Below are 12,936 nucleotides of genomic sequence, written 5' to 3' on the forward strand. Positions count from 1 at the left end.
TTTAATAGAATTTAAAAACACAATGAAATCAACCCATAAAATTTTAATAATTCCAATATTAATTCTGCAATTAAGTTGTTCTTCATCAAAGGTTGCAGCTCAATCCGGTGTTGCAAAATCCAAAGCAAATTCAAAAATTAACGTTTACACAACTGCTGAAAACACTACTTTAAGATTATCATTATCCAATGATTTAATCGCAACCACACAAAAAACAAATTCAAAGGTTTCTATAACTGTAGATCCCAAAAAAACATACCAGACTTTTCTGGGAATTGGAGGCGCAATCACAGATGCAAGTGCAGAAGTATTTGCTAAATTATCTCCAAAAAAGCAACAAGAATTTCTGACCGCTTATTATGATAAAAACAAAGGAATTGGTTATTCATTAGCCAGAACCAATATTCATAGCTGTGATTTTAGCAGCCAAAGTTACACTTATATTCAGGAAGGCGACAAAGATTTAAAAACCTTCAATATCGACCACGATAAAAAATACAGAATTCCACTAATAAAAAAAGCAATTAAAACAGCCGGCGGGAAATTAACCTTATTTGTTAGTTCGTGGAGTCCCCCAGCTTTCATGAAAGACAATAATGATATTTTGCACGGCGGCGTTTTATTGCCTGAATTCGCTCAGTCGTGGGCAAATTATTATGCGAAATTTATAAAAACATATGAAAAAGAAGGAATTCCAATTTGGGGATTAACCATTCAAAACGAGCCAATGGCAAGTCAGAGATGGGAATCCTGCATTTATACACCTGAAGCAGAAAGAGATTTCCTGAAAAACTTTTTGGGTCCAACATTAGAAAAAGAAGGACTTGGTTCTAAAAAAATAATTATCTGGGACCATAATCGCGGAGATATGTTAGTAAAACGAGCCAATCTTGTTTTCTCAGATCCCGAAGTTTCAAAATACGCTTGGGGAATTGGGTTTCACTGGTACGAAACATGGAATGGCGGAACACCAAAATTCGAATCGGTTGGAGAAGTTCATAAAGCTTTTCCGGACAAAAACTTAATCTTTACCGAAGGTTGTATCGAAAAATTTGATCCAACTAAATTTCAGTTTTGGGGAAATGCAGAACGTTACGGATTGAATATGATTAATGATTTCAATAATGGAACCGTTGCCTGGACAGATTGGAATATTCTGCTGGATCAAAACGGAGGTCCAAATCATGTGGGCAATTTTTGCTTTGCGCCAATTCACGCCGACACTTCAAAAGACGAATTAATCTACACACCAATGTATTTCTACATAGGTCATTTATCAAAATTTATCAGACCAAATGCCAAACGAATTGAAGCAATTCTCAGCGATAAAACGTTGCTAAGTACTTCGTTCAAAAATACCGATGGAAAAATTGCAACCATTATCATGAATTCATCAGATAAAGAAGTGATTTACAGCATTACAAATAATAGCCAAAAAACAACCATAACAATACCGGCACATGCCATGCAGACTCTGGAATATTAGAGTTTGAATTATGAAATTTAAATTAAAGTTAAAAATGAAAAAGACCAAATTGCTAATGCTGGCTTTCCTGATTTGTGGAGCAGCATCGAGTCAGGAAACAAAGAATAAGAAATCAGATATTGATGCTAAAGTTTATGAACTGTTATCTAAAATGACCCTTGAAGAAAAAGTAGGTCAAATGACTCAGATTACCGTAACCATATTTGAAGATCCTTCAAAACCCGGTTATTTTGATGCTGCAAAACTAAAACAAGGAATTCAGGATTATCATATAGGTTCTATTTTAAATGTACCAAATCCCGGCGCTCCAACCTTAAAAAGATGGCAGGAAACATTAACAGCAATTTCTAACGAAGCCAATAAATCCAGACTTAAAATTCCGGTTTTATACGGCATAGATGCCATTCATGGTGCAAGTTATACCGCCGGCGCAACATTGTTTCCACAGCAAATAGGGTTAGCCGCAACTTTCAATACTAATTTAGTAAAACGCGGAGCCGAGATTTCAGCTTATGAAACCAGAGCATCTTCAATTCCGTGGGTTTTCTCACCGGATTTAGATTTTCCAAGAAACCCTGCGTGGTCAAGAATGTGGGAATCATTTGGAGAAGATGCCTATTTATCATCACAAATGGCAGTTGCTTTAGTAAACGGTTTTGAAGGAAATAATAACGTAGGCTCAAAATACAGCGTTGCCTCATGTATGAAACATTATATAGGTTATGGCAGCACAACTACAGGAAAAGACAGAACACCAAGCATAATTCCGGAAAGATTATTACGACAATATGACCTTACCATTTATCAGGCAGCAATAAAAGCCGGAGCAAAAAGCGTAATGATAAGTTCTGGTGAAATAAACGGAACTCCCGTACACGCAAGCAAACACTTAATTACTGATATCCTTAAAAAAGAATTGGGTTTTAAGGGAGTTGTAGTAACAGACTGGAAAGATATTATCTATTTAAATACGAGACATAAAGTAGCGGAAACAAAAAGAGATGCCGTTCGTATTGCAGTTATGGCTGGAATTGACATGAGTATGGTTCCCGAAGAATTTTCTTTTTATACTGATTTAGTAAATTTAGTTCAAAGTGGCGAAGTACCAATGTCCAGAATTGATGATGCGGTAACGAGAATTTTGAGAATGAAATTTGAGTTGAATTTATTCCAGAATACAGTAGCAGATTTAAAAGATTATCCAAAATTTGGTTCTGCAGAACACATTCAGGAAGCTTATAATACAGCGGCTGAATCGATCACTTTATTAAAAAATAAAGAAGCTGTTTTACCATTAAACAAAACTGAAAAAATTCTGGTTACAGGCGCAACTGCAAATAGCATGAAATACCTAAACGGAGGCTGGTCTTATAACTGGCAAGGAGAAAACTCAGATACTTATGCCGCAGATAAATCGACAATTCTTGAAGCTTTTCAAAATAAATTAGGCAAAGAAAATGTATTGTATACTGCCGGAGCCGATTTAGAAAAAGAAAATGATGTCGAAATTCAGAAAGCAGTTGATCTGGCAAAAGATGCCTCAAAAATTGTTTTGTGTTTAGGAGAGAAAAATTATACCGAAACTCCGGGTGACATCAGCAATCTTTACATGAGTCCGTCTCAAATAAAATTAGCTTTGGCCTTATCAAAATTAAATAAACCTATTATCCTGGTTTTAAATGAAGGAAGACCAAGATTAATTAGCGATTTTGAAGATAAAATGAGCGCTGTTGTACAATGCTATTTGCCAGGAAATGAAGGCGGAAGAGCATTAGTAGATATTTTGTATGGAGATGTAAACCCAAGCGGAAGATTGCCTTATAATTATCCAAGATATCCAAATTCATTAGAAAAATACAATAGAAAATATACCGAAAGTATTTCTGAAGGAGAACAAAATAACGATGCAACTTACGAGAAAAGTTATTTACCGCAATTTGAGTTCGGAACCGGATTATCATATACCACTTTTTCTTATTCAAATCTAAAAATTGATAAAACAGAAATCAACAATACAGATGAAATAAACGTTTCTGTAGATGTTACAAATTCAGGAAAAAGAGCCGGAAAAGAATCTGTTTTGTTATATCTGTCAGACAATTTTGCTTCAATAACACCGGAATTTAAATCTTTAAAAAGATTCGAAAAAATCAGTTTAGAGCCAAACGAAACCAAAACAATAAAATTTACTTTAAACCAAAAAGACCTTCAATTTGTAAACGAAGATCTAAAATGGATTGCTGAAAAAGGAACATTCACAATTCAGATAGCAAATCAAAAGAAAGATTTTCTATTAAGATAAACAGTACTCATTCCTGGAAGGTTTTGAAAACCTTGCAGGAATTTTCAGTTTAGTAAAGTTGATTAAGTTTAGAAAAAACAGCATGAAAAAATTAGTAATTATATTCCAATTGTTGCTTTCAATAGCTGCTTCTGCACAAGGGTTTCTGCACAGGGACGGACAAAACATTGTTGACGGCAACGGAAAAAACGTAATATTAAGAGGATTAGGCGTTGGTGGCTGGATGGTGCAGGAAGGATATATGTTACAGACACAACCCTTTGCAAGTCCGCAATATGTCATCAGACAAAAAATAGAAGAAGTAATTGGAGAACAAGGAACAAAAGAATTTTATGCAGCTTATAAAGCAAACGGAATCACAAAGCGCGATGTTGATTCATTAGCCGCTTGGGGATTTAATTCCATTCGTTTGCCCATGCATTATAACCTGTATACGCCATCAATTCAGGAAGAAAAAAATGGCGAAATTACCTGGATAGAAGAAGGTTTTACTATGACAGATAATTTGCTAAAATGGTGCGCCGAAAACAAAATGTACCTTATTCTTGATTTGCACGCTGCTCCGGGCGGACAAGGAAATGATGCTGCAATTTCTGATTACGACAACACAAAACCATCGCTTTGGGAAAGTGAAGCCAATCAGAAAAAGATGACTGCATTATGGCAAAAACTCGCTTCCCGTTACAGAGATAATCCGTGGATTGGTGCTTATGACATTATCAACGAACCCAACTGGAATTTTACCGGAACCAATAAAAATGGCTGCGACGAAAACTCAAACGCACCTTTAAGGGATTTAATGGTAAAAGTTACAAAAGCAATTCGCGAAGTCGATACCAACCATTTAATTTTTATTGAAGGCAATTGCTGGGGAAATAATTACAACGGAATTTTCCCTTTATGGGATGAAAATATGGCTTTGAGTTTTCATAAATACTGGAACTATAATACCAAAGAATCGGTCCAGAAAATGCTGGATTACAGAACAAAATACAATGTACCGATTTGGTTGGGAGAAAGTGGAGAAAACTCGAATGTCTGGTTCAAAGATGCGCTGACATTAGTTGAAAGTAACAATATAGGCTGGGCTTTCTGGCCAATGAAAAAAATTGAAAATATTGCAGGAGTAACTTCAGTAACCAAAATTCCGGAATATGATGTTTTATTAAAATATTGGAAAGATGGCGGACAAAAACCATCGGCTGATTTTGCGAAAAAAACATTAATGAAAATGGCAGAGAATTACAAAATGCAAAACTTAACCGTTAAGCCGGATGTAATCGATGCAATGTTCAGACAAGTACAAACCAGCGATACAAAACCTTATAAAAAACATTTGATTCCCGGAAAAATTGCGGCAACACAATATGATTTAGGAACAAATGGAGTTGCATATCTCGATAAAGATTTTATAAACTACAGAGTCGAAACCGGAAAATTTGACGAGTGGAATAAAGGAAATACTATGCGAAATGATGGCGTTGATATTTTACCATGTAAAGATGCCGGATCAAACGGATTCCAGGTTTCATTTATTGAAGATGGCGAATGGTTGCAATTTACCACCGAAGTTGCAAAACAAAAAACATACAAAGTAGCAATTCGGTATTCAAGTGAAACTCTTGAAGGAAAAATTCATCTAGAAACAGAAAACGGAAAGAAATCTGAAACCATGACACTTCCTGTAACGGGCGCAAATGACAAATGGAAAACCATTATTTTATCTGGCGTAGCATTAAATTCAGGGACAAATAAAGTTAAAGTTGTTTTTGAAAAAGGAGGATTCAATTTGAACTTTTTAGATTTTTCGGAAAGTAAAAAAGAAAGTTCAAAAAAATAGTTTCGTTTTAACAGAATAGTTGTAAAATTAATAATTATGATGAACTTAATATTGCATATAACAGCGTATATATTAACATTGTTTTTGAGTTAATTTTTTGAGTTAAGGCTAATGAAGTGGTAGCTTTACAGAATTGAAAAATTTATCAGGAAGAAGATAAATGTAATATGTTAAAGAAATATCCAGTTTTAAATTAAGTAAATAAGCATGAAAAAAATAACCACATTTACCTTGTTGATGGTGTCCTTTTTTGCGATCGCCCAACAAGAAACAATAGACCAGAAAGTAAATACTCTATTGAAAAAAATGACCATCGAGGAAAAAATTGGTCAGCTCAATCAATATACAGGAGATAATTCTGCGACCGGACCAATCACGATAAACCCAAACAAGCAAGCCGAAATAAAAGCAGGTTTAGTAGGTTCGATGCTTAATATCATCGGTACAAAATATACCAGACAATATCAGGAATTAGCGATGCAATCTCGATTGAAAATTCCGTTGTTATTTGGTCAGGACGTTATACACGGTTACAAAACCACATTTCCAATTCCGTTAGCCGAAGCTGCGAGTTGGGATTTAGCAGCAATAGAATTGGCTGCGAGAGTTGCAGCGACAGAAGCTTCTGCAAGCGGAATTCACTGGACATTTGCACCAATGGTTGATATTAGTCGTGATCCGCGCTGGGGAAGAGTGATGGAAGGTGCCGGAGAAGATACGTATCTGGGATCTAAAATTGCTTATGCCAGAGTCAAAGGTTTTCAGGGAAATAAACTGGGCGATTTGAACTCCGTTATGGCTTGTGTAAAACACTTTGCGGCCTATGGAGCAGCTGTTGCCGGAAGAGATTATAACTCTGTTGATATGAGTGAAAGAATGTTGTGGGAAACTTATTTGCCACCCTTCAAAGCGGCTCTTGATGCCGGAGCAGCTACTTTTATGAATTCATTTAATGATTTAAACGGAATTCCTGCAACCGGAAATGCACATTTACAACGTGATATCTTAAAAGGAAAATGGAACTTTCAGGGATTTGTAGTTTCACATTGGGGTTCAATAGGAGAAATGGTAGCACATGGTTATTCTAAAGATTTAAAAGCTGCTGCACTTTCTGCAATTACAGCCGGAAGCGATATGGATATGGAAAGTAATGCTTACCGATATCATTTAGCCGAATTAGTGAAAGAAGGAAAAGTACCTGTCGATTTGATTGATGACGCAGTAAAAAGAATTCTTCGTAAAAAATATGAATTAGGATTATTTGATGATCCTTATAAATATTCAGATGAAAAAAGAGCTGAACAAGCCTTGAACAATCCTGAAAACAGAAAAGCAGCTCTTGAAGTAGCCCAAAAAAGTATCGTTTTATTAAAAAATGAAAACCAAACATTACCACTTTCTAAAAACCTGAAAACTATTGCATTCATTGGACCAATGGTAAAAGAATACAAAGCCAATATGGGATTTTGGTCTGTAGAATTACCAGATGTTGATTATGATAAATGGGTAATTTCGCAATGGGATGGTTTACAAAATAAAGTAGGTAAAAACACAAAATTGCTTTACGCCAAAGGTTGTGAAGTGGATGGAGACAACAAAGATGGTTTTGCCGAAGCCGTAGCAACCGCCAAACAAGCCGATGTTGTTATTTTAAGTATTGGTGAAAGACGCGACATGAGTGGTGAAGCAAAAAGCCGAAGCAATCTTGGTTTACCGGGAGTTCAGGAAGATTTAGTAAAAGCGATTCAGGCAACAGGAAAACCGGTTGTAGTTTTAGTAAATGCCGGACGTCCTTTAATTTTTAACTGGACAGCAGATAATGTTCCTGCAATTGTATATACCTGGTGGTTAGGTACAGAAGCCGGAAATGCAATCGCGAATGTATTATTTGGAGATTATAATCCGTCAGGAAAATTGCCAATGACTTTCCCGAGAGAAGTGGGGCAGGTGCCCATTTATTACAATCATTTTAGCACAGGAAGACCAGCTCCAAATGAAAATTCAACAGGATATGTTTCTTCTTATATCGACTTGAAAAATTCCCCTAAATTCTCTTTCGGATATGGTTTGAGCTATACTAAATTTGATTATTCAGGTTTGAAATTATCTTCGGTTAAAATGAAGGATAATGAAACAATAAAAGTTTCTTTTCAATTATCAAATGTTGGAAAAGTAGCCGGAGAAGAAGTCGTGCAATTGTATTTGAAAGATAAATTTGGATCTGTGGTAAGACCAATTTTAGAATTAAGAGATTTTCAAAAAGTAAAATTAAATGCCGGAGAATCTAAAACAATTGAATTTACAATTGACAAACAGAAACTTTCATTTTACAACGATAAATTAGAATTTATTGCAGAAGCAGGAGATTTTGAAGTAATGATTGGCACTTCATCAGCAGATATTAAATTGAAATCTGATTTTGAATTGCTTTAAATCAAAACCACAAATAAAGGATTAATAGATTTAAAAAAATCTGCTCAATTTGCTCAATCTGCGTGAAAAATATCTAACACATAAAAACATAGATAATATTGTTGTAAACAGTAATACAAAAAGAAATACATTTCTTTCACATACCGCTATGAGTATTATAACTAAGTGAAACGCCTTTTATAAAGAATATAAATCTACGTTTCTATGTGTTAGAAAATAATCGAAAAACAGTTTAAAAAAACGGGGCTAAATTTTAGCCCCGTTTTTTGTTATAATTACTTTACCATTTTTTTGAAATTAAATTTCATCAAATTCATAAATCCCTGTTCTATAATATCAATTCCAAGTCCGAAATTACTATCTGCAACCTCATGATGCGCATTTCTGAATTCTTCAAAATCTGCTGGTGGAATTTCTAAATTTACTAATGGCGAATAATCAATATTGATTGTTGCACCATTTTTAGTTACTTTTTTACGGCTGGTATAATCAAAATACGGGTTTTTAATCGTGCTTTCCTGAACCGTATATTTTTCTTCTACATCAATTCTTTGATCTGTGTAAAGATTGATTTCATATTTTTCGTTATCAAAATTATGCCAGAAAGAAATATCAGTATGCAAAAAATCGCGTGCATTATTCTTAATTACATTTCGATCAAAATACATTACAAAGCGATTCTTTTGGGCATCTGTAAAATACGGATTTTCAACATTTGACTTATATTGAATTGTGTATTCGTTCAATTGTTTATCATCGCTTACAGTTTCAATTGTTGCCTCTTTGAAGATGTTTCTCACATCAGTCCCGTTTCTGTCATTGTTGTAATTCAGCGTGTAAAAAAAGAAATTATTCCAGCTGTCAATGATTTCTCTTTTGTTCGTGTTTTTAAAATACTTACGCATATAATTGGCACGATTTCCTTTGTAAGTTGTCGTTAGTGAAAGTTTTCCAATATTATTTTCAATATTAAATTCGGCTTTTTCGTTAATACCGTAATAAGGAAATTTATGCGATTTTTTTATTTGTAAATCCTGATTTGGTTTCACCTCTAAATAATGCATGAAATAAATAAATCCACGATTTTCAATCAATCCAAATTCATCACGACTTGTTGCGTCAATAAAATAAGTTTCACCTTTATAATCAATTTTTACAATTACATGGTTGAAAGTCAACAATGAAGGCAAATAATATTTCAGATAATGATCAGTATTAAAATTCACCAAAACCACAGCCGAATCAACTTTGATATAATCTAAAATCACTTTCAGTAAAACACATTTCGCTTTACAATCACCTTGTTTATTCTGATACGTTATAGCTGGTTCCTGCGGTTTATGACCGTTCATTTCATCAGCATTAAAAACATAGTAAACATGATTTTGCACATAATCAATTGCAAATTTCAATTGCTCATCTTTATTGGTAATTGCATCCAGTTTTTCAACCAGATTAGGAGCAAATTCCTGTAAAGATGATTTGGCATACACATCTTCATATAAAGGAGAAATGTAATTAGATAAGTCAATCCAATTACTATCAGTCGCAAAATCGATAAAAGGAGCAATTTCTCTATTTGTATCTACAAAGTTGATATAGTTTTCTTTTTGGATAGTAAATCTTTGACCTTTTTCTAAATAATTGATTTCCGGTGCCAATACATTTCCATCTTCATCTCTAAAAAAAGTTTTTTTGTAGGCAATAGTATTTTTACGATCATTGATAAAAGTATAATTATAACTTCCGTAAGCCCAGTAAGTGCTTGGACTCACCCAAACAAACTTCGAAAATTCCTTACGTAAAAAATCACGTTCTGTAAAAACTTTTACACGTGAATCTTCCATTATTAAAACATCATAAAGGCGCAAATCCTTTATAGTAATATTGATTTTTTTATTGCTGCTCAAAACGCCGCCATCGCTTTGGTTTTCGCTGTCAAGCACTTTAATTTTAGTATCAGGAATTTTATCAACAAGAACTCCTTCTCTTAAAACGCTTATTCTGTGTATGATATAAGTTTCATTTTCTTCAACCACAACATCCATTACAGATGCATTTTCCAGATTAGATGGTTCGTTCAAAGTATAAGCAACACAGGCATATTCACTATTTTCCTCATCACTTGTGTAATAAATTTTATCTAAAAAATAGCAGTAATCTCTTCCTTCGTCGATTTGTTTACTTGCAAAATCTGATTCTTTAATATATTCAATAAGTTGATTGTCATTAGTATTGGTAGCCCATTCTGCAGGCTTTTGAATTTTGTAATTCTCTGATTGAATAAGATTTTCCATCGTTGTTTTTTAATGTTATTTCAAATTATTAGTTCAGGTATAATCTTACTTTAGCGCATTTTTGAAAACGTAAATTTTGAGGATGCTTTGCTATAGTTAAAATTAAAGTAATCTAAATTAAGAATAAAATTGCGTTATTTTATTGACATTGGCAAAGGTAATTTCAAAAAATATTCGGTTAAGTTGCAATGAGACTTAAAAATTTAAACAATATTTAAGCGACGAAACAGAACTATATAAAACAAAAAAACCTTGCTGTTTAGCAAGGTTGAATGAATTTTGAAATTGGCAATGTATAATAAAAGCCAATAATTTGATTTTTAAAGGTTTTAGATTTACTTCAAAACAGTATGAATAAAATCCATAGCGCCAATTCCTTTATAAGAAGCAAATAATGCTTTATCAAAAGCTTCACGTTTTGCCTTTTTATCTTTTGCTTCGGTTTCAACGATCATCTCGTTGAAAATTCGTTCCTGTTCTTCACTATATTTTAAAGATGCTTCTAATAAATAAGTCTTAGAAACAAAACCGAATGAAGTCCAGATTTTGGTTCTAATTTTTTCATTTATATTTTTTAACGGATTGGTAATCATATCTCCTGCATTAACATTCTACTTTTTCAATTGAATTAAATAAACTACAAATACCAGTTATTCTGTAATAGTATTCTTTATATATAATAAAAAAATAACAGATTACTTTTTAATTGTGTTATTATGACGCAATGTAATTATTTTTTTGATTCGATTTTTAATTTTAAGTGAAAATTGTGAATGAACATTTTTGATTTTGCGTTTTGATTTGTTTAAAATTAAGCATTTTTCAAAAAAAGTTTTCTTTCTGTAAAAATGACTTAAATTGCATCTTTATTTGAATGCGGAATATTGATTTTAAGAAAAGTGAATGTTAAAAGGAATAATAATGAATAACGAAAATTACCAGCCCGGACTTTCCATAGATTGTGTCATTTTTGGTTTTCATGATAATCAGCTTAAAATTTTATTGATTAAAACTCCGTACGAAGACAAATGGTCTTTACCTGACGGATTTATTCCTATTAACGAGGATATTGATACCGCAGCAGTTACTGTTTTAAATGAGCGTACTGGAATAGAAGGTATTTTCCTGAGGCAATTTGCCACTTTTGGAAGAGTAAAACGTAACGATCAACATTTTGGGAATGCAGTTCTGGAACATTTTAAAATTCCAAAAGAAGTAGGAAAATGGTTTACGCAACGTTTTGTAACCATTGGATATTATGCTTTAGTTGATTTTTTAAAGGCGATTCCTCAAAAAGAAAATAGTCGTGAAATCATAGAATGGATAGATCATAAAGAAGTTCCGGAACTTATTTTAGATCATAGAGAAATTCTGGATAAAGCCTTAAATACACTTAGAATTGAATTGAATTTAATGCCAATAGGTTATAATTTATTGCCCGAAAAATTTACGATGCCGGAACTTCAGAAATTGTATGAAACAATTTTAGATAAAAAACTGGACAGACGTAATTTTCTTCGAAAAATCAACAATATCGGAATCTTAAATAAACTTGACGAAAAGAAAAGTAATGTCGCTCATAAAGCACCAAACTTATACACTTTTGATAAAGATAAATATGAGGAAGTCCTTAAAAACGGCTTGAATCAGGGCTGGTAAAACAAATATTACTCCACAATCGTTCTAAAAGTTAGATTTACTCTGGGTTTTGATGTTGTTTTTGTTGGCGGTAATCGATGTAGCCAATGGGTTTGCGTTGTATCTTTCATCACTAATAAACTGCCATGTTCCAGGATTAAAGAAACGGTTTCTTTAGATGCCTTATGTTTGAAAGCAAACTTGCGTTCAGCACCAAAACTTAGGGAACCAATGGCGCCATTTTTTTTCAAATCTTTTTCGGCATCGCTGTGCCACGCCATTCCTTCATTGCCGGAATGATATAAATTAAGCAAACAAGAATTGAATGTTTCTCCTGTTTTTTTCTCAATTTCAGTTTTTAGTTCAAGTAATTCCTTCGTCCACGGCAAAGCTTTTTTTGTCGTATTCGAATATGTATATTCAAAACCAGAATCACCGTACCAAGCTACTTTTCGCTTTGTAATAATTAATTTCCCAAAGATAACTGCTTCGTCATTTTTCCATTCTATTGTATTCAATAAAACATCCAGATAATGATTAGCATTTTCTCTTGAAAACAATTTTCCGTAATAATTTACAGTTCCGTCTTTAGGAAGCAGATTCGTTGTTTCGTTTATGTCGGGATTAAATAAGTCCATTTTTCCAGTTTTGATATTCGGTTTTCATACAATGTCCACAAGGTCTGAAACCATTTTGTTTCGCTTCATTTTTAGATAAAAAGAAAACCCGGTTTTCTCGTTTCATTCTTTTTCCCGAAGCACATTTCAGCGTTCCATAAATTTTAAGTTTTTGGTTTCCACCAAAGCAAATTTCGGAATTTTTAATTTTAATTCGTAAATCAGAATCGGAAATTTTATTGTGTTGAATCATTTGTTTTAAGTTGCAAAGGTACATAGGCGCAAAGGTTCAGAGGTTCTGTATAAGTCGTAAATCTTTGTGC

Annotated in this window: 9 protein-coding genes; 5 read left to right on the forward strand and 4 right to left on the reverse strand. The window is 33.4% G+C overall.

Annotated features, from left to right (window positions below; genetic code table 11):
- Nucleotides 1-22 precede the first annotated feature (22 nt).
- The 4 genes from KHA90_RS02950 to KHA90_RS02965 all read left to right on the forward strand — a co-directional run bounded on the left by KHA90_RS02950 (nt 23) and on the right by KHA90_RS02965 (nt 8,061).
- Nucleotides 23-1,486: a glycoside hydrolase family 30 protein gene (locus KHA90_RS02950; protein WP_213295135.1), complete on the forward strand. Its 1,464-nt coding sequence runs from the start codon at nt 23-25 to the stop codon at nt 1,484-1,486.
- 34 nt (nt 1,487-1,520) lie between these two features.
- Nucleotides 1,521-3,788 carry a glycoside hydrolase family 3 N-terminal domain-containing protein gene (locus KHA90_RS02955; protein ID WP_213295139.1) on the forward strand — a complete coding sequence of 756 codons (2,268 nt, stop codon included), beginning with the start codon at nt 1,521-1,523 and terminating at the stop codon, nt 3,786-3,788.
- A gap of 82 nt (nt 3,789-3,870) precedes the next feature.
- Nucleotides 3,871-5,628, forward strand: coding sequence for a cellulase family glycosylhydrolase (locus KHA90_RS02960; RefSeq protein WP_213295142.1), 1,758 nt, complete (start codon nt 3,871-3,873; stop codon nt 5,626-5,628).
- Between the two features lie 207 nt (nt 5,629-5,835).
- On the forward strand, nt 5,836-8,061 hold the full coding sequence (locus KHA90_RS02965; RefSeq protein ID WP_213295146.1) for a glycoside hydrolase family 3 N-terminal domain-containing protein: 2,226 nt from the start codon (nt 5,836-5,838) through the stop codon (nt 8,059-8,061).
- A 275-nt stretch (nt 8,062-8,336) separates the two neighbouring features.
- On the opposite strand, the gene KHA90_RS02970 is transcribed toward KHA90_RS02965, so the two are convergent.
- Nucleotides 8,337-10,358: a DUF3857 domain-containing protein gene (locus KHA90_RS02970; RefSeq protein WP_213295150.1), complete on the reverse strand. Its 2,022-nt coding sequence runs from the start codon at nt 10,356-10,358 to the stop codon at nt 8,337-8,339.
- A 335-nt stretch (nt 10,359-10,693) separates the two neighbouring features.
- A complete protein-coding gene (locus tag KHA90_RS02975) occupies nt 10,694-10,951 on the reverse strand; it encodes a hypothetical protein (protein WP_213295153.1) in 258 nt (85 codons plus the stop codon).
- Between the two features lie 310 nt (nt 10,952-11,261).
- Between KHA90_RS02975 and KHA90_RS02980 the strand changes: the two genes are divergently transcribed.
- On the forward strand, nt 11,262-12,017 hold the full coding sequence (locus KHA90_RS02980; RefSeq protein ID WP_213295156.1) for an NUDIX hydrolase: 756 nt from the start codon (nt 11,262-11,264) through the stop codon (nt 12,015-12,017).
- 8 nt (nt 12,018-12,025) lie between these two features.
- Here KHA90_RS02980 and KHA90_RS02985 read toward each other — a convergent pair whose 3' ends face one another.
- Together KHA90_RS02985 and KHA90_RS02990 are read right to left on the reverse strand one after the other, a co-directional pair.
- Nucleotides 12,026-12,634 (reverse strand): alpha-ketoglutarate-dependent dioxygenase AlkB family protein, encoded by a 609-nt coding sequence (locus KHA90_RS02985; RefSeq protein ID WP_213295157.1) that lies wholly within the window; start codon nt 12,632-12,634, stop codon nt 12,026-12,028.
- Entirely contained in the window at nt 12,621-12,866 is a 246-nt protein-coding gene (locus KHA90_RS02990) for an Ada metal-binding domain-containing protein (RefSeq protein WP_213295161.1), read from the reverse strand. The genes KHA90_RS02985 and KHA90_RS02990 overlap by 14 nt, the downstream gene beginning before the upstream one ends.
- Between the last annotated feature and the right edge of the window lie 70 nt (nt 12,867-12,936).

The sequence above is a fragment of the Flavobacterium psychroterrae genome, from assembly GCF_018380615.1.
Lineage (GTDB): Bacteria > Bacteroidota > Bacteroidia > Flavobacteriales > Flavobacteriaceae > Flavobacterium > Flavobacterium psychroterrae.